The sequence below is a fragment of the Sphingobacterium olei genome, from assembly GCF_005048855.1.
Classification (GTDB): domain Bacteria; phylum Bacteroidota; class Bacteroidia; order Sphingobacteriales; family Sphingobacteriaceae; genus Sphingobacterium; species Sphingobacterium olei.
Window position 1 is genome coordinate 898330 of record NZ_SUME01000001.1, and the last position, 20819, is coordinate 919148.

General features: G+C 38.5%; 18 protein-coding genes. 6 read left to right on the plus strand and 12 right to left on the minus strand.

From position 1 onward, the window contains the following. Positions 1 to 17 precede the first annotated feature (17 nt). Complete coding sequence (locus FAZ15_RS03840; protein WP_136899966.1) at positions 18 to 2087, minus strand: TonB-dependent receptor; 2070 nt, start codon at positions 2085 to 2087, stop codon at positions 18 to 20. A 22-nt stretch (positions 2088 to 2109) separates the two neighbouring features. After that, the gene (locus FAZ15_RS03845) at positions 2110 to 3396 is read right to left on the minus strand and encodes a BamA/TamA family outer membrane protein (protein ID WP_136899967.1); all 1287 of its coding nucleotides are present in this window, start codon (positions 3394 to 3396) and stop codon (positions 2110 to 2112) included. 131 nt (positions 3397 to 3527) lie between these two features. Between FAZ15_RS03845 and FAZ15_RS03850 the strand changes: the two genes are divergently transcribed. The 3 genes from FAZ15_RS03850 (at position 3528) to FAZ15_RS03860 (ending at position 6866) form a co-directional block, all read left to right on the plus strand. After that, positions 3528 to 4028: a nuclear transport factor 2 family protein gene (locus FAZ15_RS03850; protein ID WP_136899968.1), complete on the plus strand. Its 501-nt coding sequence runs from the start codon at positions 3528 to 3530 to the stop codon at positions 4026 to 4028. A 21-nt stretch (positions 4029 to 4049) separates the two neighbouring features. Next, positions 4050 to 4334 (plus strand): GNAT family N-acetyltransferase, encoded by a 285-nt coding sequence (locus FAZ15_RS03855; protein ID WP_136899969.1) that lies wholly within the window; start codon positions 4050 to 4052, stop codon positions 4332 to 4334. Positions 4335 to 4652: 318 nt separating this feature from the next. Then, the gene (locus FAZ15_RS03860) at positions 4653 to 6866 is read left to right on the plus strand and encodes an NADP-dependent isocitrate dehydrogenase (RefSeq protein ID WP_136899970.1); all 2214 of its coding nucleotides are present in this window, start codon (positions 4653 to 4655) and stop codon (positions 6864 to 6866) included. 76 nt (positions 6867 to 6942) lie between these two features. On the opposite strand, the gene FAZ15_RS03865 is transcribed toward FAZ15_RS03860, so the two are convergent. From FAZ15_RS03865 to FAZ15_RS03880, 4 genes are all read right to left on the minus strand, one after another. Then, positions 6943 to 7893 carry a glycoside hydrolase family 43 protein gene (locus tag FAZ15_RS03865; RefSeq protein ID WP_136899971.1) on the minus strand — a complete coding sequence of 317 codons (951 nt, stop codon included), beginning with the start codon at positions 7891 to 7893 and terminating at the stop codon, positions 6943 to 6945. Between the two features lie 102 nt (positions 7894 to 7995). Beyond that, complete coding sequence (locus tag FAZ15_RS03870) at positions 7996 to 9180, minus strand: oxygenase MpaB family protein (protein ID WP_136899972.1); 1185 nt, start codon at positions 9178 to 9180, stop codon at positions 7996 to 7998. A 7-nt stretch (positions 9181 to 9187) separates the two neighbouring features. Further along, a complete protein-coding gene (locus FAZ15_RS03875; protein ID WP_136899973.1) occupies positions 9188 to 9562 on the minus strand; it encodes a hypothetical protein in 375 nt (124 codons plus the stop codon). Then, on the minus strand, positions 9540 to 10190 hold the full coding sequence (locus tag FAZ15_RS03880; RefSeq protein ID WP_136899974.1) for a YgjP-like metallopeptidase domain-containing protein: 651 nt from the start codon (positions 10188 to 10190) through the stop codon (positions 9540 to 9542). The genes FAZ15_RS03875 and FAZ15_RS03880 overlap by 23 nt, the downstream gene beginning before the upstream one ends. Positions 10191 to 10451: 261 nt before the next feature. Between FAZ15_RS03880 and FAZ15_RS03885 the strand changes: the two genes are divergently transcribed. Continuing rightward, on the plus strand, positions 10452 to 12455 hold the full coding sequence (locus FAZ15_RS03885) for a M13 family metallopeptidase (RefSeq protein ID WP_136899975.1): 2004 nt from the start codon (positions 10452 to 10454) through the stop codon (positions 12453 to 12455). Between the two features lie 84 nt (positions 12456 to 12539). Here FAZ15_RS03885 and FAZ15_RS03890 read toward each other — a convergent pair whose 3' ends face one another. The 4 genes from FAZ15_RS03890 to FAZ15_RS03905 all read right to left on the minus strand — a co-directional run bounded on the left by FAZ15_RS03890 (position 12540) and on the right by FAZ15_RS03905 (position 15788). Beyond that, positions 12540 to 12833: a hypothetical protein gene (locus tag FAZ15_RS03890; RefSeq protein WP_136899976.1), complete on the minus strand. Its 294-nt coding sequence runs from the start codon at positions 12831 to 12833 to the stop codon at positions 12540 to 12542. Between the two features lie 144 nt (positions 12834 to 12977). Further along, positions 12978 to 14177, minus strand: a complete 1200-nt coding sequence (locus tag FAZ15_RS03895; protein WP_136899977.1) for a pyridoxal phosphate-dependent aminotransferase — start codon at positions 14175 to 14177, stop codon at positions 12978 to 12980. Between the two features lie 135 nt (positions 14178 to 14312). Further along, complete coding sequence (locus tag FAZ15_RS03900; RefSeq protein WP_136899978.1) at positions 14313 to 14687, minus strand: DUF1573 domain-containing protein; 375 nt, start codon at positions 14685 to 14687, stop codon at positions 14313 to 14315. A 135-nt stretch (positions 14688 to 14822) separates the two neighbouring features. After that, on the minus strand, positions 14823 to 15788 hold the full coding sequence (locus FAZ15_RS03905) for a KpsF/GutQ family sugar-phosphate isomerase (RefSeq protein WP_136899979.1): 966 nt from the start codon (positions 15786 to 15788) through the stop codon (positions 14823 to 14825). A gap of 91 nt (positions 15789 to 15879) precedes the next feature. Here FAZ15_RS03905 and recQ point away from each other — a divergent pair, with 91 nt between their 5' ends. Next, positions 15880 to 18069, plus strand: a complete 2190-nt coding sequence (gene recQ / locus FAZ15_RS03910) for a DNA helicase RecQ (RefSeq protein ID WP_136899980.1) — start codon at positions 15880 to 15882, stop codon at positions 18067 to 18069. 9 nt (positions 18070 to 18078) lie between these two features. Beyond that, positions 18079 to 18894 (plus strand): 3-deoxy-8-phosphooctulonate synthase, encoded by an 816-nt coding sequence (gene kdsA / locus FAZ15_RS03915; RefSeq protein WP_136899981.1) that lies wholly within the window; start codon positions 18079 to 18081, stop codon positions 18892 to 18894. A gap of 124 nt (positions 18895 to 19018) precedes the next feature. Here the strand turns inward: kdsA and FAZ15_RS03920 are convergent, their stop codons facing one another. Together FAZ15_RS03920 and FAZ15_RS03925 are read right to left on the minus strand one after the other, a co-directional pair. Then, positions 19019 to 19918, minus strand: a complete 900-nt coding sequence (locus FAZ15_RS03920) for a serine hydrolase (protein ID WP_136899982.1) — start codon at positions 19916 to 19918, stop codon at positions 19019 to 19021. 104 nt (positions 19919 to 20022) lie between these two features. After that, positions 20023 to 20673: an NAD(P)-dependent oxidoreductase gene (locus FAZ15_RS03925; protein WP_136899983.1), complete on the minus strand. Its 651-nt coding sequence runs from the start codon at positions 20671 to 20673 to the stop codon at positions 20023 to 20025. Between the last annotated feature and the right edge of the window lie 146 nt (positions 20674 to 20819).

A 20819-nucleotide genomic window follows, 5' to 3' on the forward strand; every position in this document is an offset into this window, starting at 1 on the left:
TTCCCACCTTAATCTTTCTATATATTCAACTTTAAACCACCATAGTAATTACGCATAGGGGCGGGATTGAAAAACCGTCCACCAAACGCATTTATGTCATTTCCTAGGCTATACTGTTCATTGAGAAGATTATCAACTCCTAAAAAAAACTGTACGCTAGTTGATTTGACAAATTTTATAGTCCAGCTTACCTTAGCTTGTAAAAGATGAAATTTCTTTGCAAAAATAATATTTCCATCATCTAGTGGAATACTTGAGGTATATTGATGCTGCACGTTAAGACCGAAGTTTTTTAACAACCCTAAATTAATTGTATTTACCCACACCCAATCCGGTACAGCAGTAATTTTGTTATCGCTATAACTGTTTTCATCAATTTGATAATCCCCGAAGCGGTAATGATTATAAGCCAAGCTACTGTTGATATCTAAGGCGTTGACGAATTGATCTGCTTTAGGCATCAATAGAGAGGTCCATACCGCGGCTTCAATTCCTTGCTGATTCATTTCACCCGCATTGATATAATAATCTGCACCATTGTCGCGTACTTGTCTCACAATACCATTATTCATACGATAATCGTATAATGCAATATCGGCAATGAAACGCCTATTCTGTGTATTCCATCGCATGCCCATTTCATAATTTGTGCCAGTTTCGGCATCTAGCACCGTATTTATGGTAATATCTGACGGGCGTACCTCAGCAATGGTGGGAGCAGAGTAGCCCCTGGAAATTGAAGCACGAAGCGCAACCTGATTGCTGATCAAAAAAGATGTCGCAATACGGGGCATCCAGATATTTCCAAAACCAATACTTCCATCTGAATCGGCGGTTTCAGGGAATCGCTGACGATAATCTATGCTGTTTTTGTTTAAGCCGACAGAACCTTCTATTGTCCATTTTTCAAAAAGCTGGGCCATTGCACGGTAGAAGAAACTATATTGTCCGTTATTCAGTTCGTCTTTAGCTTGGATATCTGTTGCTAAGCCGCCGGCATTGTCGTAGTTATCAATTTTATAATAGCCCTTTTGAGCTTCTAATCCAAAATGCATTTGCCATTTAACGTTGGTTTCGTCCTCATCTGTATACGAGAAATAGGTACGAATACCCGCATTTTTCTCGTTACGGAATTCGTAGTTGGTAATAAAAGGATTTTCTAAATCGGTAAAAGATCCAAATAGACTTACTGAATGTGATAATTTATCGGTGATGAGTGCCTTATGTGCAAGTCCTGTATATAGCGTTTTGTTATAAATTCCAGCCTGTTGTTCAGCTGCACCCGGATTCGGTCCGGCAGCTGGCCGCGATTGCCTAGGATCGTCTTCGTATTGCGCCAATGTCAATCCTCCAGGTGTACGATACCCCAGATCACTGTACAATAAAAATAGTTTTATCTCGTTGCGGATGCTGTATTTCCACTGATGTGCGGTTTGAAATGTCTTTTTATTTAACGCAGTATTGTTCCGATAACCATCAGATCGGGTAAATGATTGGTCAAAAGAAAAGTTATAATTTTCATTAACTTTTCGCTGTAAGCTCAACTGCTCTTGGAATAAACCATATGACCCTGTACCCAACAATAGTTCCACTCGGTGTCCCTGAACATCAAACCCTTTGGGTTGAATACGAACTATACCTCCCGAATTTGCACCGTATAATGAACCATCTGGTCCTTTGATAACATGAATATCTGCTATGGCAGCAGGATCGATAAGATTAAGGTATGTGTTTCCACCTGCGTCTGTTAGCGGAAAATCGTCAATATATATTTTTACGTTCCGTATCCCAAATGGTGATCTGATCAGGCTTCCCCGCATGGCGAGACGATAACTGCCGGGCGAACGCTCCTCCATACGGATACCCGGAACAGTGCTGAGTGCGGGTATAAGTGTAGCGGTACTCTGATTTTGTATCTGTTTAGCAGAAATTACCTGACCCGACGCCGTCAACGAAAGAAGAGGTTGATTGACGAAATAGGCTTTAATTTTAACGGGTACAATGGATATCGTCGTTGAATCGGATACATCTTGTGCCCATGCGGGCAGTATACCGATAATACATATTGCCAATAAGATATTTTTCATTTTATAGAACTTAATAATGGCGTTAGAATGCCTCGTTTAATCCTAAGAACAGTCCGCGTTGTCCGAACTTTCCGAAAGCATAATCAATACATAAATTGGTCCGTGTCATTTTATTAAATAGAACGCGGAGTCCGGCACCTCCGGCAGGTTGCCATTGCTGAAAGAGTTCGGTACCCATTTGATCGTTAGCAGTCTGCACGTTAGCAAACACGACACCGCTCAAAAACTGATTTTTGAGAATTGGGAATCGGTATTCCATTTCGGAATAGAAAAACGATATGCCTTTAAAGTATCCATTGGTATATCCACGACCGCTCCGTGCATAGGGATCTTTACCTGTCCCTGGCAAATCCAGATAAAAGAGTGTACCGCCTAGATTATAGGAACCATAGTTCCAAAAAGCCAGGACGTGATTGGGCCGTTGTTCGGATAATTGCCAGTATTTTCTAAAATCGGTCTGCAGCTGATATGCACTTTTTTGACTGCCAAGCCAAGTTTGGTTCATACGCAACACCACATCTGTATAAATGCCTTTGTACGCGCTATTCGGATTATCGCGGGTGAGATACTGGAGGTTAAACATAAGTCCATTGTTATTATTTTGTGTGGAGTTAAAATTATTCCATTCCCCGTAAATCTCATTTGGTGAGGTTTCAAACTCACTGGAAGTCCGGATATCTCGTTTTAATTCAAAAAATATGCCCCCGCCTACAAACATACCGGGTAATAACTGTTTATATAATCGTTCACTAAATCCATATATGTTATAATGATTGACATATCGGTTACGTTCTGGATTATTCATAATAACTTCGTCTGCTTCTGGGTGATCAAGCGGGGCTCCTATGCCGAGTCCGTAATCGAGTCCGACCATTTTTGCACCTACTAAATTTCCTTTCAGATTCCACTTGTTATCTTTAGTGTAGGTATCGTGTGCTAAATAAGCATAAAATATTCCCCGGGTCGTATAATTGACAGAGGTGGCGAAAATAGACATGCTCGTGTTTTTTTTATCACCTAGATACACGCCTCCGACAGCTTTCAAACCGATCTGAAAGCCAATGCTCGGATTATAGTTGATGTTGGGTAAATAGGAAATCCCGGATCTTGTTTTCTGTATCGAAGTGGTATCTGCCTTTCTAAAGGGATTAATATCCTGAAATAGATCCACTACGTCATATAATTTACTATTTACGAATTGGGAAGTATCCCGTATAATGAGGCTAGAATCTTGTATAGTAACGAATTGTGCAGTACTATTTTGCAGATAAGCGAAATATAATAATAGGACGGTAGATAAATATCTCATGCTGTGATTTAAACGCACGAAAATAAAGAATAGTTTTTTAAACTCAGCCCCAATTGTGGATAATATAGTTGCAATATATGCAGATCTGTTAAAAATAATGTAAATTGGATTCCGAATTAAAATTCAAAACCATGAAAAAACACACAGTGATCTTCCTTTCTTTCTTGTCAGTTCAGTTATGTTTTTCACAGGTAAGGGATACGACTGCCATTACCAACACACTTGATAAATGGCATTTTTCGGCATCAAGGGCTGATTTTAAGGCCTATTTTGATTTATTGCACACGGAGTCGATATTTATCGGGACCGATGCGACAGAACGTTGGAATAAATCCGAATTCATGGTATACGCTAAGCCACATTTTGATAAAGGCCGTGCCTGGGATTTTAAGTCGTTAGCCCGTTTTGTAAATTTTTCGACAGATGGTCAAACAGCTTGGGTAGATGAATTGTTAGATACCCAGATGAAAATCTGTCGGGGCTCGGGTGTTTTAGTTATGGAAGAGGACAAATGGCTTATTAAACATTACGTACTTTCCATGACGATACCTAATGATATGGTGGATAAAATAGTACCACTTAAAGCGCTTCAAGAGGATAAAATCATTGAACAAATACGTTTAGGTAAATAAAAAAGTAAAGGAGAAAAACACATGATAATCCAACACCAACAAGAAGGAAGCAAAGGTCGCTTCGTAGCCTTAGAAGACGGAAAACAGATCGGAGAGATGTCCTATTCCGTTGCCGGACCTGACAAAATCATCATCGATCATACAGAAGTTGACCCTCAAGAGAAGGGAAAGGGTATAGGGCATGTTATGCTGTATAAGGCAGTAGAGTATGCTCGGGATAATGCCATTAAAGTGCTTCCCCTGTGTCCTTTTGCCAAAGCTTCATTCGATCGGGATGTCCATATCCGGGATGTATTGTTTACGTAATTCCCGATGATTGAAAATTGATTTCCCAAAATAGCAGATCTTCTAAAAATTAGATCTGTTATTTTAGGAGAATCTATACTTTTTCTTCTCTTTTTTATCTACCCAGGTCATAATTAACCCTTTTATGGCGATTTAAATTTGATTTTCTTATCTTTAGGCGAATTTTAAAAATAGCACACTTCTATGGGTGAAATTTAACGTTATCTCAGTGAACTGTCCATGAACACTAACGCCGATAATACGAATGAAAATAATCGAGCTCGCGAGTTCACGAAGTAATAAAATACGTATGAAAATTAATAATACACAATAAAAATTATGTCATTTAAAATCATTTACACTAAAACGGATGAAGCTCCTTTACTGGCGACATATTCGTTTTTACCTATTGTTCAGGCTTTTGCTAAAACAGCTGATATCGATGTTGAATTAAGAGATATTTCATTAGCAGGGCGTATTCTCGCAAATTTTCCAGAGTACTTAACTGCTGAACAAAAAACAGCTGATGCATTAGCTGAACTCGGCCAATTGGCTACTCAACCTGACGCAAATATTATTAAATTACCAAATATTTCGGCTTCTATTCCACAGTTAAAAGGAGCTATTGCGGAATTACAAACAGCAGGATATAATGTACCTAATTATCCCGATAACGCAGGCTCAGAAGAAGAGCAAAATATTAAAACTACCTATGCTAAGATTTTAGGCTCTGCCGTAAACCCCGTGCTACGTGAAGGAAACTCGGATCGCCGAGCACCTAAAGCCGTGAAAAACTATGCTAAAGCCAACCCACACTCCATGGGCGCTTGGTCTGCCGAAAGCAAAACTAAGGTTGCTTCTATGCAAGATGGTGATTTTTACGCAACCGAAAAATCAATAACTGTAAAAAACGATTCGCAGTTTAAAATAGAGTTCGTTGCCAACGATGGTACAGTTAAGGAATTAAAAGGATTGGCAAAATTAAAAGCGGGCGAAGTAATCGATTCATCCGTTCTTAATTTAGGAAAGTTAAAATCATTTGTAGCGGCAACGATCGAAGAAGCGAAAGCGGCAGGCGTACTATTATCTGCGCATCTGAAAGCAACAATGATGAAGGTTTCCGATCCTATTATTTTCGGGGCCATTGTGGAAGTATATTTTAAAGACGTTTTTACAAAATATGGGGAACTATTTAACCAATTGGGCATAAACAAGAATAATGGACTAGGAGAAGTATACGCTAGGATAGCTGGACAACCTCAGGAAGCTGAAGTAAAAGCAGCTATTGAAACCGCTATCGAAAACGGCCCGGACCTAGCCATGGTTAACTCAGATAAAGGAATTACCAACCTCCACGTACCTTCAGATGTGATCGTGGACGCTTCGATGCCGGCCATGATCCGCACCTCTGGACAGATGTGGAATAAAGATGGTAAGTCGCAAGATACCATCGCTATTATTCCAGATCGTTCGTATGCTGGTGTTTACCAAGCTACAATTGACGATTGTAAAGAAAACGGAGCATTAGATCCAACGACAATGGGTTCTGTTCCCAATGTGGGTTTAATGGCGCAGAAAGCAGAAGAGTATGGTTCGCATGATAAAACTTTCCAAGCGGCCGCTCAAGGCACAATCCGTGTGGTAGATGCGAATGGAAATGTTTTATTGGAACAAGCTGTTGAAGAGGGTGATATATTCCGTATGTGCCAAACAAAGGATGCACCTATTCAGGACTGGGTTAAACTCGCTGTAAATCGTGCTCGCCTATCAGCTACTCCAGCAGTATTCTGGTTAGACGAAAATCGAGCGCACGATAGAGAAATCATTAAAAAGGTTGAGAAATACTTGGGAGATTTTGATACTAACGGATTAGATATTTTCGTTATGAATCCTGTTGAAGCGACTAAATTCTCTTTAGATCGTATCCGCGAAGGTTTAGATACAATTTCTGTGACCGGTAACGTATTGCGTGACTATTTAACAGATTTATTCCCGATTCTTGAAGTGGGAACTTCAGCGAAAATGTTATCTATCGTTCCATTAATGAATGGTGGTGGACTTTTCGAAACAGGTGCTGGTGGTTCGGCCCCTAAACACGTTGAACAGTTCTTAGAAGAAGGGTATCTTCGTTGGGATTCGTTGGGTGAATTTTTAGCTCTAGGAGCTTCCTTGGAGCACCTGTCACAAACACAAAACAATCCTAAAGCACTAGTATTAGCGGAAACATTGGATGTAGCTACAGAAAAATTCCTGGCAAATGACAAATCACCAGCACGTAAAGTTGGTCAGATCGATAACCGTGGTTCCCACTATTATCTAACGGCATATTGGGCAGAGGCATTGGCAGCACAAACAAAAGATGCGGAACTAGCCACTAAATTTGCACCGTTGGCAAAGGTTTTATCTGAAAATGAAGTTAAAATCAACGAAGAACTGATCGGAGCACAAGGTAAAAAACAGGATATCGGTGGATATTATTTTCCTAATGATGAACTGGCTACCGAAGCTTTACGTCCTTCAAAAACGTTGAATGATGCTATTGATAAGTTATAAGTGTTAGTGATCATTATATAAACAATAAATCCCGCAGTCGCGGGATTTATTGTTTATATAGATAATATTTATTTTTTTATTTCAGCTTATAACTTACCCCTTCAAATGTCATTTTGACAGGCAGAATATAACCATCTTTATCGAATTTCATTTCGTCTATACAGGTTACACGCTCATTAGCACCTGTTTTTCCAAGTGGTCTGCGGTGATAAACCATATAGAACTTATCCTTATTAGGCACCTGAATGACCGAATGGTGTCCCGCACCTGTAGCAATTTCCGGATCTTGCTCAAGGACTGTATTGATGCGTTCAAAAGGGCCAAAAGGAGAATCTGCAATAGCGTAGGCAACTTTGTAATGTGGGCCACCCCATCCGCCTTCGGACCACATAAAATAATATTTATTATTCCGGATAAACATAAATGGACCTTCTACATAATCTTTAGGTGTCACTTCCTTGTAATAACTTCCGTCTTCGAAAGGCAGGATACCCGTGAAATCTGGTTTGAGCTTTACCATATTACAATGTTTCCAGCCTCCATAATACATATAATACGTACCATCTTTATCCTTGAATACAAATTGATCGATGGGTTGTGCTCCATTAATGATCTCATTGATCAATGGCTTACCCAATAAATCTTTGTAAGGTCCTTCGGGTTTGTCTGCAACGGCAACACCTATGCCGCCCACTTGGCCTTCATGGACATCATTAGCGCCAAAAAATAAATAATATTTTCCGTCCTTTTCGATAACAGCAGGCGCCCACATCGCACGTTTGGCCCATTTTACTTCGGTCGTATCTAAGATTCTGGAATGCTTAGTCCACGTTTTAAGATCTTTGGACGAAAAGGCATCAAAAAAGATCTGATCTTCATATGCCGCGGAAAAGGTAGGGTAGACCCAAAAAGTATTATTGTAAACGATACCTTCCGGATCTGCATAATAACCTTCAAAGATAGGATTTTGTTGCGCTTGTACCGTAAGGCTAGCTGCAAAAGAGAGAGTAATTAATAGTTTCTTCATTTGTATGTAGGTTTCCATCCGAAGATACAAAAAGAAATAAAAATGCACAAGAGATTATTATAAAAGGTTTTAGCATAGCATATAATGTAGTCAATATGTATGTTATTGCCTATTGAAGTCTTGATAGATTAACCGTACATTTTCCTGCTCGGTCGCGCCCTCAATAATCATTTTTTCTCGAAAACCTATTTCGCCCATCCTCTTTTCCTGCTTTTTGGTTTTCCAGATATTAATAACTGCCAGTCTACCAATCGTAGTAGACGGTAACCCCAGTTGATCGCAGGAATAATCACCCAACAAATAGCGATTGTAATAGAGATGAACTTCACGCATCATCTGTCGCATAAGTAGCTGCTTCGGATAATGAGCATGTATAGGTTCGTCTTTTAGTGCTGTAGCTAATGCTACAGTATCTTCATCACCTTCGCGTTGGGTCATAGTCCAATAGAATAAAGCTTCAATAGCTTCATTTTCGTTTTCAGGAATAATCTCTAGCGGTATACCTAATAGGTATCCGACATATTTCCAAAGATGGAAAAGGCCAGCTATTTCTTCTTCGCTCGGTTGTATACCCATACGTCGGAGGCCAACCAAGAATACGAGCGAAAATCCTAAATTAGTAGCCAACATATCCCAACTGTTAAGTGGTACGCCCCATTTACCGCTATCCCAATCTGTCTTTGCAAGTATATTGACACGTGCAAAAGAATGTACCATACGGGTAGAGAGTACATGTTTGAATCCCATATTAGGAGTTTCCAACGCACTTTCTTTCACAATCTGCACCCAAAATTCTACGGTTTCAGTTAACCGCTTAGCTGCTCCTTTTTTTAAGGCCCCCGTATAGATCAAAGGTTTATTTATAGCCGCAGATTCATATCCTCCCATTAAACAATAGTCACGAAGGACGATAAGAGAAGTTAACCCTGGTCGTCTGCTTAATTCTGCTCCAACCTGTAGCTTTTTTCGGTCTAACCAATCGGGATTTGTATCGATGTGTCTAAAAAAATTATCGAATACGGTTTTCTGATTATCAGTAAGTGGATTTTGATCGATATAATCGAAAAGACATGCATTGCCGATAGAAAAACCCACCTGTTCGAAAAGATCAATTACAACTTGATCGCCCGGACGATCCCACTGATACAATAGTGGAATAAATTTTTCCGCAATAGTCAAATCGGGCACGTAACCCAACTGATTGAGTAACTCTTTGCCTACACCTTGCGACCAATAGTGGGCAAACGAAGTGTTATTATACTTAAAACGATAGGGGATACGCGTCATTTTTTTATTAATTGTTGACAGACCAATTAAAATATGTTGCGCTTGCAATCAGATGATCATCGGGTTGTTTTACAAACGAAAAATCCACATAATCAGCTACACAGGATTGCGTGTCGCTGCAACAAAATTGTCGATCTATTGCAAAATGTAATCGAAACTTGCCTGTATTTTTGCTTAGGTCGTATTGCCAGTTACTGATACGTAAATCACCTATCTGTGGTCCGCCATCTTTATCTTCTACGACTTCCAATAACGATTCCTTCAGAGCTTTCAGGTCCGGCTGAGTTAGCACGGAAATGAGAGTTTGGGGATCAAAGTAGCGATCTAGTATATCCAAATCAGCTACAGCAATAGTCATGTCAATCTGTATACTCTCGTTCATAGGATACTATTTTTTTGTACTGTTTCCAATCTTTTACAAATTTGTCCAAGAGACGGGGTCGCTCTTGGGCATCAGTATGCGCTAAACACATAACAGCTTCTCCACAAATAAACGAAATAAATCCGATTGACTTTTGGATAAGATCTGATGAAAATGTGATGCGCTTATTCCTAGTACAAATAGTGAAATAATTTGTTTTTAATTTTCGTGTTTTAATCTCGAAAAGAAGTATATCCAAGTGTTCTTCCCATGCACTAATCTGAAGGGTAAGCTGTTGCAGTAAAAGACTGAGTTGTAAATTATCGATAGCTTTTTTATGGGTGGGATATGCAGATGCATATATTCTATCTTGATAAAGATAGGGAATAGGTATTTGCGATTTGATTACGAGGGGAAACGTAGTATCAAAAATCTGAAAAGAACTGATCTCTTTTTCTGAATTGATTTGTGTTATATAGTTTTTGATGAGTCGGCTATTGGCGCGTATATACGCATATAGTTCTGCTGTAGGTACTGTGTACGGTACATGCAGATGAATCATCTGATTTTTATAGGCTCCGATCGCAATAGCCTTGGAGGAGGATTGAATGACAATGTTATATGTGCTACCGTCTACTTCTATAATCATTTCATGTGTAATTGTTATTGATTAGTATATTTTTTCAATGGCATTCACGAGCTCGCAAGCTAGGTTCTTTAATACCCACATGGAATATCCATAATATTTTATTCGTTTTTTGTTTGTTTTCATATCACTCATGCTACTTCGTGTCCTCATTCTTTGTGTTTCCAAAACATGGATATTTTGTATAAAATAGTTATATAAAATAGTTACTTAACATTTCGCATAGGTTTTATTATGTTTGCATATAATAATTTTAGTATAAATATGAAGAAAATTTTTGTATTGACCGTATTATTATCGACTTCGGCCTATTCTTTTGCTCAAGACGGTAAAGCAATCAATCTATCGCTTATGGATCAAACTGTTCGTGCTCAAGACGATTTTTATAATTATGTGAATGGAAATTGGATGAAAACGGTAGAAATCCCTTCGGATAAAGCACGTTGGGGATCTTTTGACGAACTTCGTGAAAATACAGATATTGCCAGTTTAAAAATTCTGAAAGAATCGTTAGATACAAAATTTGAAAAGGGGTCGGATGGACAAAAAATAGCAGATCTATACAAATCGTATATCGACTTCACAACACGTGATCAAATAGGTTTAGAACCGATCCAGGATCAGCTACAGGCTCTTGATAAAGTGAATAGTCTAACCGAGCTATATGCATACTTTGTTAAATATGGCCCAGCCGGGGGGAATCCATTTTTTGGAGGATATGTATATGCCCACATGAAAAATAGTAATATGAATGCGGTGTACCTTGGGGGGGAAAGTTTGGGGTTAGGTCGTTCATATTATCAAAAGATTGACGAAAAGAATACAGAAACCTTAGCCTATTATAGTGATTTTATTTCAAAGCTGTACAACAAAGTGGATCAAAAAACAAGAGATCTGAAAGGCCCTAAAATTGTTGAATTCGAAAAATCGATAGCAGCTAATCTAAAAACGATCGAGGAATCACGTGATGCACAAAAAAGGTACAACCCGGTAGCGGTTAAAGACCTAAAAGATTTGGTAAAAAATATAGATGTTGCACAATATTTAGCCGATCTAGGTTTCAAAGCAGATACCGTAATTATTGGCGAACTAAAATATTACCAAAATTTGGATCAGATCTTAAATCAAACAAACCTTCCGCAGATCAAGGAATATCTGAAATTCCATATTATCAATGGTGCGACGGGTTACCTGACAAAAGAACTTGATGAATTGTCATTTGATTTCTATGGACGTAAATTGAAAGGACAAAAAGAACAACGCGCATTGGATAAGCGCGGTTTGGAATTTGTAAATGGAACAGTAGGCGATCTGTTGGGGAAATTATACGTGGAAGAACATTTTCCGGAAGAAGCAAAAGCAGCTTGTGAGGAGTTGGTACAGTATTTAATCAAATCCTTTGAAGTGCACATTAACGATTTGGTATGGATGTCTCCTGTGACGAAAGAGAAGGCATTGGAAAAGTTAGCAAAATTCAAAGTAAAAATAGGATACCCAGACAAATGGAAAGATTATTCGCAAATAGATGTGGGTACTTCGCTATATGATAATGTAAAGAGTATCAACTTGTGGGCTTTTCAACAGAATTTAGAAAAACAGGGCAAACCGGTTGATAAAACAGAATGGGGTATGACACCACAAACGGTAAACGCTTATTATAGCCCGTTGTTTAACGAAATTGTATTTCCAGCGGCTATATTACAACCTCCATTTTACGATTATAAGGCAGATGCCGCAGTTAACTTTGGTGGAATAGGCGCCGTTATCGGTCATGAACTATCTCATGGATTTGACGATTCGGGATCGCAGTATGATGGTAATGGCAATTTGAACAACTGGTGGACGGAAGAAGATAAAGCGGAATTCGATGCAGCTGCTAACGCTTTGGTAGCTCAGTTTGAAGGATATGAGCCTGTTCCTGGTGTATTTGTAAACGGTCGTTTTACATTGGGTGAAAATATTGGTGATTTAGGAGGATCATCGGTAGCTTTCGATGCATTAAAAATGTATTTAAAAGACAATGGAAATCCTGGTAAAATTGATGGATTTACACCAGAGCAACGTTTCTTCTTGTCTTGGGCAACCATATGGCGGACAAAAACAACCGATGAATTTGTAGTGAATCAAGTGAAAACGGATCCACATTCGCCAGCTCAATATCGCGCATTTGCGCCTATCATTAACTTGGATGGTTTTCACGATGCTTGGGACACAAAGGAAGGCGATAAGCTTTATGTACCTAAAGAGAAACGCATTATCATCTGGTAAGAAGGCTAGGTAATCAAAATAGCCTATGACAAAGAAAGGCCATTTATACAATGGCCTTTCTTCTCTTTGGGATCTGATTATTTTTTACTTCAGATTCTTAATTTCTTCCTGCTCTCGCAGTTTGTCAACATTGTTCTTTTCACCAAACTCCTCTGTTTTATTTTGGAATGACTCCAAAATTTCTTTTATTGCATCAGAATTGTCTGCTGTACGTTGATAAATATCTGGCATCTTATTCTCTATCATTTTATCACCGAGTTCAATATTATCAACTTCTATTTTACCGATCTTTTCCAATACCGCCTGTTGACTATTTCTCACGTCTTCTAATTCCCGTGAAATCTTCGCCATTAAATCAAATTGCTTTAATTTATCCATAGTCTTATCTATTTGTTTCTACATAAAGAACCAATGGAATACAAAATTGTTTTAATAAAAAACGAGACTGTCAAAAGATCACGAAATCGTTGTCATTTCGAATATGTAGACATCCACTTTTTCATCTATCGTGAAAAGAATTTTTTAAGCCATTTTCCCTGGATATACATCCAAAGCTTTCTCCAAACAAATCAAAGCCTTCCTTAAATCTTCTTGATTTAAGACATAAGCTAATCGCACCTCGTTCGTTCCAAATCCTACTGTGCTATAGAATCCTGTTGCCGGAGCCATCATAACTGTTTCATTGTTGTAATTAAAATCTTCTAGCATCCATTGACAGAATCTGTCTGCATCGTCGATTGGCAATTTAGCGACAACGTAAAAAGCACCTCCGGGGTTTGGACAAAACACGCCGTTAATGCTATTTAAACCGTTTACTAAGGTGTCTCTTCTAGTCGTATACTCTTTAGAAACAGCTTCAAAATAGGAATCCGGTGTGTCTACTGCAGCCTCTCCTGCAATTTGCCCTTCCAGGGATGGACTTAAACGCGCTTGTGCAAATTTTAAAGCGGTTTGATATAGCCCTTTGTTTTTGGTGATTAAACAACCAATACGTGCGCCGCAGGCCGAATACCTTTTGGACACAGTATCTAAAACAACGACATGATTTTCTAGACCTTCCAAATGCATCGGCGAGATAAATTCCCGACCGTCGTAGCAGAACTCGCGGTAGGCCTCATCAGAAAATAGATACAAATCATATTTAAGGCATAAAACGCGTAAAGCTTCTAACTCTTCCCGAGAGTACAAATAACCTGTAGGGTTATTGGGATTACAAATGGCTATAGCTTTTGTCTTTTCAGTGATCACTTTTTCGAATTCGGCAATAGAAGGTAAAGCAAATCCGCTATCAATATATGACATGATTGGCTTAATGACGATACCCGACGAACAGGCAAAGCCATTGTAATTGGCATAAAATGGTTCGGGAATAATAATTTCTTCACCGGGGTTTAAGCAAGACTGCATTGCAATGGTAATAGCTTCCGAACCTCCATTCGTAACTAATATATCCGTTGGAGCTATAGTATAATTCAATTTATTGTAATATTCGGCTAGTTTACCTCTGTAAGATGCTGTCCCTTCAGATGCAGTGTACGCCCATACTTTAAAGTCGATGTTTTTGAGGGCATTCAACATCACCTCAGGAGTTTGAATATCCGGCTGACCAATATTTAAATGGTAAATCTTTTTACCGTCTTTTTTAGCTTGATCTGCAAAGGGTGTTAATTTTCGAATCGGTGAGGCAGGCATATTGATGCCTTTTTGTGAAATTTTTGGCATGAAGTAATCATTTTTGTTGTGTGCAAACTTAGATAAAATGCTTTGCATTCACGAATGCCTAATACAAAAAAAAGAAACTGCTGGACAAAAAAAAGCCACACGTTTTCGTGTGGCTTTAACAATATCTGTTTTCAATTATTGAACTGTTCCTTTAACAGTAAGGGTTTTTACAGGTGTCTTTGTGTTAGATTTTACAGTGAAAGATTTTGTAAATGGACCCTTTGCAGCTGCATTAAACGTGGCTTTAATCGTGCCGGTCTCTCCTGGTTTAATTGGTGTTTTCGAAAAATCTGCTACAGAACAACCACATGATGGCGCTACTTCCGATATAATGATCGGAGCATCCCCGGCATTTGTGAATTTAAACTCGTGGGAAACAGGTGTCCCTTGAGGAATACCTCCAAAATCATGTGTTTCTTTTTCAAACTTAAATTCGCCGATGGCTACGCTCATAGCTGTTAATGAGATAAAAGCTACCACTACCGCTACTACATTTAAAACCTTATTCATAGTTATTACATTAAATATTATTTTCAATCTACTTGTACATTCAATATACGTACCAAATGTACTACAAATTGGACTGGAAATGATTTCACGTGCTTAAATTAACAATATTTTTACAAATTATCGAACTACGAAAGATTAAATAATTCCTTCTTTCAGTAAATCCTGAATGTGTATAATACCCGCAAAATCGCCATTTCTTGTTACCAACAACTGCGAGATGTTATTCTCACGCATCTTATGTAACGCGTTCACAGCTAACTCGGCGGAGTCAATCATTTTAGGTCGCAGTGCCATAATATCTTTAGCAGTAAGATCGGAAATACTATCATATCGTTCCAGCATACGACGTATATCACCATCGGTAATAATACCAATAATTTCGTCATTATTAATAACTGCAGTAGCGCCTAGTCTATACTTCGTAATAGTAATAATTACTTTTCGGATATGATCCTCAGGTGATACAAGTGGCTTGCCATTTGCATCTGATAAATCCGCCACTTTAAGGTAGAGTTGCTTGCCTAAAGCACCACCCGGATGATATTTAGCAAAATCTTTATCTGTGAACTGACGTGCAGATTGGAGGCAAACCGCGAGTGCATCGCCCATTGCCAATTGAGCTGTTGTGCTGGTGGTGGGAGCCAAGTTATTCGGACATGCTTCGCATTCCACTGTCGTATCGAGAATATAATCTGCTTTGTCGGCAAGAAACGATGCCGTATTACCCACCAATGCGACAAGCTTATTTTGGCTATGTTTTAAAAACGGCACTAATACTTTTATTTCTGGTGTATTACCACTTTTGGACAGAGCAATAATCAGATCATCTTTCTGGATAATGCCTAAATCACCGTGTATAGCATCAGCCGCATGCATGAAAATAGCAGGGGTTCCAGTAGAGTTTAACGTTGCTACGATTTTCTGAGCAATGATTGCACTTTTGCCGATGCCTGTTAATATAACACGACCCTTTAACGCCAATATTTCCCCCACTACTTGCTCAAAGTCAGTGTCAATTTTAGAAACCAGTGCCTGTATTGCTTGAGCCTCAAGCTCTAAAACCCGTATAGCCTCTTTTTTAATGTCAATGTTGTTTTTCACCGAAAAAATGTTATTTTTACTTTAATATTTACAAAAATAAGTTTTTTAACTTAGTTAACTTAAGAGTCTATCTAATTTTGTGTCTGCGTCGATGGAAATAGAAAAATCACTGTTTGATAATCTGCAAGAATTTTTTGGTTTTGATACTTTTAAAGGAGATCAGGAGGCAATTATTACAAATGTATTAAATAAGAAAGATACGTTCGTAATTATGCCGACTGGCGGAGGGAAGTCAATTTGTTATCAGTTACCTGCATTAATGAGCGATGGAACGGCAATAGTCATATCGCCGTTGATTGCGTTAATGAAAAATCAAGTGGATCAGCTTCGTGCATTTGGGGGGAATGAAAGTATAGCTCATTTTTTAAACTCGTCTTTGACAAAAGGCGACATTACCAAAGTGAAAGCAGACGTTTCTGCAGGAAAAACAAAGTTGTTATACGTGGCTCCAGAATCGTTGTCAAAAGAGGATAATGTGTTATTCTTAAAATCGATAAAAGTTTCTTTTGTAGCTGTCGATGAAGCGCATTGTATTTCTGAATGGGGACATGATTTTCGTCCTGAGTACCGAAAGATACGTCAGATAATAAATGGTATCGGCGAAAATATCCCTATCATTGCCCTAACGGCTACTGCAACACCAAAAGTGCAATCAGACATTCGAAAAAACTTGCAGATGAATAATGCTACATTATTCAAGTCTTCATTCAATCGGTCTAATTTGTATTATGAGGTTCGACCTAAGAATAAAGTTGTCAGAGAGATCGTTAGATTTATTAAAAACAATAGCGGTAAAACGGGGATTATTTACTGTCTTAGCCGTAAGAAAGTAGAAGAGATCGCCGAAGTTCTTAATATTAACGGAATAAAAGCACTACCATACCATGCTGGCTTGGATGCAAAAACACGTGCCGATACACAGGACAAGTTTTTGATGGAAGATGTGGAAGTGATTGTTGCAACTATTGCCTTTGGAATGGGAATAGACAAACCCGATGTAAGATATGTGATCCACCATGATATTCCGAAATCAATGGAAGGCTATTATCAGGAGACAGGCAGAGCCGGTCGAGATGGGGGCGAAGGCCTCTGTGTGGCTTTCTATTCTAAGAAGGATGTCGAAAAACTGACGAAGTTCATGAAAGATAAGCCTGTTTCCGAACGGGAAATAGGTACACAGATCTTAAAAGAAGTAATCGATTATTCTGAATCTTCCGTATGTCGTCGTAAGCAAATTTTACATTATTTTGGAGAAAAATTTGATGAGACGGGATGCAATAATATGTGTGACAATTGTAGAGCCCCTAAAACACACATTGATGCGGAAGAACCATTATTTAAGGTCTTAGGTTTTATTAAAGAACAAGGCGATAAATTTGACGATCATCATATTATTAATGTGTTAATGGGGCAAAATAATCAACCCGTTTCATCCTACAAACACGATGAACACAAATTATTTGGCTCAGGAAAAGAAGAGGGTGTAAATTATTGGAATTCGGTGATCCGCCAGGCGGAATTGGCTGATTTCATCAAAAAAGATATTGATCACTATGGATTGTTGACATTAACGGAATCGGGTAAAAAATACCTAAATAATCCGTATGCGGTAAAATTCATCATCAATAAACCAATGGAATTCACCGACGAGGATGGCGGAGATGATGTTACACAAAGCTCGGCAGCGTTGGATACCGAGTTACTTAAGATGCTCAAAGATCTCCGAAAGAAAATAGCGAAACAAAAATCTTTACCGCCTTTTGTTATTTTTCAAGATCCTTCGCTTGACGAAATGTGTACACATTATCCGATTACATCGGAGGAGCTTAAGCAAATCCATGGCGTTGGGTCGGGTAAAGCGATGAAATTTGGCGCACCTTTTATTGAGCTTATTAAACAGTATGTAGAGGATAACAACATTGATAGACCTCAGGATCTTGTCGTGAAAAGCACAGCTAATAAGTCTGCATTGAAAGTGTCTATAATTCAAAATATAGATCGTAAAATAGGACTGGATGATATTGCTTCGGCAAAAGGCATAAGCTATGAGGATCTACTCAAAGAAGTGGAATCTATTGTATACTCAGGTACAAGATTGAATATAGGTTATTTTGTCGACGAAATGATTGATCAGGATTTACAGGATGAAGTTTATGATTACTTCAAATCGGCTGAAGTAGATTCTATTAAAGAAGCACTGAAAGAATTGGGTGAAGCGGACTATACGTATGAAGATATTCAATTGATGCGCATTAAGTTTATATCAGAATTAGGAAATTAATATTTACAAATGATTAATACATATTTGCCTCAAATAAAAAGTGGGCAATCCAATCAGTTTTTCTTAATGGCCGGACCGTGTGCCATCGAAGGTGAAGATATCGCGTTAAGAATTGCCGAAAAAATCGTTACCATTACGAACAGGCTAAATATACCTTATATTTTTAAAGGTTCATACCGTAAAGCAAATCGTTCCCGTGTGGATTCATTTACAGGTATAGGAGATGAAAAGGCGCTAAAGATTCTGGAGAAAGTAGGTAAAGAATTTGGTGTTCCTACGGTGACAGATATTCACGAAAGCCATGAGGCAGCGTTGGCTGCAGCCTATGTGGATGTATTGCAGATACCTGCTTTTTTATGTCGTCAGACCGAATTATTGGTTGCCGCTGCTGAAACCGGAAAAGTGATCAACATTAAAAAAGGCCAATTTTTATCGGCCGAATCGATGAAATTTGCCGTAGATAAAGTGAAAGAGTCCGGCAATGAAAAAGTATTCCTTACAGATCGTGGAAATACATTCGGTTATCAAGACCTAGTCGTTGATTTCAGGGGAATCCCTACAATGCGTGCGTTCAATGTGCCCACAGTAATGGATTGTACACACTCTTTGCAGCAACCGAACCAAACGTCTGGCGTGACGGGCGGCAAACCCGAATTAATCGAAACCATCGCAAAAGCGGCTATCGCCGTAGGCGCAGACGGACTTTTTATTGAAACACATCCAGATCCTGCAAATGCCAAATCAGACGGTGCTAATATGCTTCATCTGGATCATTTGGAAGGTATGTTAACAAAATTAGTACGATTGAGAGAAGCAATTTTATAGTCTCCTACGGTTTTCAATAATACAGCAAGGTCTAAAAATTAACTGATTTTTAGACCTTGCTTTTGAAAGATTAACTCCTCGAAAACGGAGCAGCCACCAACGGCAAATTGCCTAATTCTTTTTTTTATTTGATCGATTCGAACGGGACGAAGGGTTGCTTGGGCTCAAAGTGGTTCCAGATGATATTCGAAATTTTTCGAGTCAGCACCTCAGCTTCATTTTGATCGTTCCAGCTTTGGTCTTTGTTGTTTTTCGTCAATATGCAGAATACATAATCACCGCTTGGAGCGTTTACTAGCACAACCTCACCCCGGGCATCGTTTACTGACCCTGTTTTAGAAATAGTATTGATATAAGGTGGAATTTGAGATAAAGATCGTTCATTGTAAAACTGATTTTTCAAATATCTATACATCTTATCTGAATACTTTTGACCTATCAATTGACCATTCCTGATTAATAAGAATAAGGTAGCCATCTCTTTTGGCGTAGTTTGACCCCAACCATATTTTTTCCAAATCTCTTTTCTTCCGGGAGTCCTAGAATTAATTTTAGTTTGCTGTAATCCTAATCTTTCTAAAAGTGGATTAATACCTGTTCCACCACCAGCTAATTCCTGTAGCCAAAGAGAGGAAACATTGTCACTATAAGTTAACATCAAAGAGATCATAGTAGAAAGATCTGTTTGTGCGCTATCCTTATAAAATTGCATCAGACCCGAGCCTCCATAAACCCTTTTTTCATCGTATCGGAAGGACTGGTTTAGTTGCAGTTGCCCCTCCGCAATTTTTTGAAATACACCTACTAAAATGGGAACTTTCACGATACTAGCAGTAGGAAATATGGTGTCTGCTTGAATAGCAACATATTTGTTCTGCCTTACGTGTTGTACATAGATGCCAATGTCACCTTGAAAATTTTGTATTTCATTTTTAAGCTTATCTTCAAGCTTTTTATCATTTTTTTGGGCTGAAAGCATATTTACCAATAAACTTAATATCAAAAATAGGGGGTATTTCATCATGAAACTAATTATTTAGATTGTAAATATAAAAAGCCTAGAATAAATTCTAAGCTTTTTATATATATTTATCCATTAGCATGGAATAAATACTGACTTTCAAGATTCTAATAGGCAGCAGTGAATCTTTTTTGGATAAATTGTCCATTTTCCAATTCATCTACTATAGCGACAGCTAAATCTTCTACAGAGAGGGACGATCGGCCTTTGTTATCGAACACGGGATTATCCAAACCAGTTCTATATTTGCCCGTCCGTATACCTGAAGTATCCGCATTCATTTCAATGGCAGGACTAAAAAATGTCCAATCTAATCCGTTTTCTAATTCTACGAATTTTAAATATTCAGCCGCAGCTAGTGCGCCTGGCTTGAAATCCTGTGGGAAATCGGGAGTATTGACGAGTTGTATATTTTCATCAACGTACAAACTACCTGCCCCACCAATAACAATAAATCGCTTAACACCCGATTCTTTGACAGCTTCTAGAATAGAACGTGCCCCTCGTTTAAAATCATCGTAGAGATTTGGATTAGTCCAGCCCGCACTGAATGCAGAGATCACGGCATCATGGCCTTTAATAACAGCACTTAGTGCATTCGTGTCATTTACATCAGCTTGTACGGCAAGCACATTAGTCTGGGGTATAATTTTTGAAGGGTCACGAACAATACCGGTGACTTCATGTCTTCTTTCTTTTAATTCTTTAAGAATGGCTGAACCAACAAACCCGCTGGCACCTATTAATGCTACTTTCATACCTGTAGTGTTATTTTAGAGTTGCTTGTTTATCGGTGTCTACCATTTCAAGCTATTTGTGATTAATATAACAGTACTAAAACAGATGATGCTGGTAAAAGTTTAGTGGATACTACATTATATTTTTTTACATCCTAAACGAGATA

Coding starts and splice junctions, on each gene's coding strand:
- FAZ15_RS03865 (WP_136899971.1), bottom strand. CDS start 7,893: ATGAAGAAACTATTAATTACTCTCTCTTTTGCAGCTAGCCTTACGGTA.
- FAZ15_RS03895 (WP_136899977.1), bottom strand. CDS start 14,177: ATGCCAAAAATTTCACAAAAAGGCATCAATATGCCTGCCTCACCGATT.
- FAZ15_RS03860 (WP_136899970.1), top strand. CDS start 4,653: ATGTCATTTAAAATCATTTACACTAAAACGGATGAAGCTCCTTTACTG.
- FAZ15_RS03890 (WP_136899976.1), bottom strand. CDS start 12,833: ATGGATAAATTAAAGCAATTTGATTTAATGGCGAAGATTTCACGGGAA.
- FAZ15_RS03875 (WP_136899973.1), bottom strand. CDS start 9,562: ATGAACGAGAGTATACAGATTGACATGACTATTGCTGTAGCTGATTTG.
- FAZ15_RS03840 (WP_136899966.1), bottom strand. CDS start 2,087: ATGAAAAATATCTTATTGGCAATATGTATTATCGGTATACTGCCCGCA.
- FAZ15_RS03855 (WP_136899969.1), top strand. CDS start 4,050: ATGATAATCCAACACCAACAAGAAGGAAGCAAAGGTCGCTTCGTAGCC.
- FAZ15_RS03870 (WP_136899972.1), bottom strand. CDS start 9,180: ATGACGCGTATCCCCTATCGTTTTAAGTATAATAACACTTCGTTTGCC.
- kdsA (WP_136899981.1), top strand. CDS start 18,079: ATGATTAATACATATTTGCCTCAAATAAAAAGTGGGCAATCCAATCAG.
- FAZ15_RS03920 (WP_136899982.1), bottom strand. CDS start 19,918: ATGATGAAATACCCCCTATTTTTGATATTAAGTTTATTGGTAAATATG.
- FAZ15_RS03850 (WP_136899968.1), top strand. CDS start 3,528: ATGAAAAAACACACAGTGATCTTCCTTTCTTTCTTGTCAGTTCAGTTA.
- FAZ15_RS03880 (WP_136899974.1), bottom strand. CDS start 10,190: ATGATTATAGAAGTAGACGGTAGCACATATAACATTGTCATTCAATCC.
- FAZ15_RS03900 (WP_136899978.1), bottom strand. CDS start 14,687: ATGAATAAGGTTTTAAATGTAGTAGCGGTAGTGGTAGCTTTTATCTCA.
- FAZ15_RS03845 (WP_136899967.1), bottom strand. CDS start 3,396: ATGAGATATTTATCTACCGTCCTATTATTATATTTCGCTTATCTGCAA.
- FAZ15_RS03925 (WP_136899983.1), bottom strand. CDS start 20,673: ATGAAAGTAGCATTAATAGGTGCCAGCGGGTTTGTTGGTTCAGCCATT.
- recQ (WP_136899980.1), top strand. CDS start 15,880: ATGGAAATAGAAAAATCACTGTTTGATAATCTGCAAGAATTTTTTGGT.
- FAZ15_RS03885 (WP_136899975.1), top strand. CDS start 10,452: ATGAAGAAAATTTTTGTATTGACCGTATTATTATCGACTTCGGCCTAT.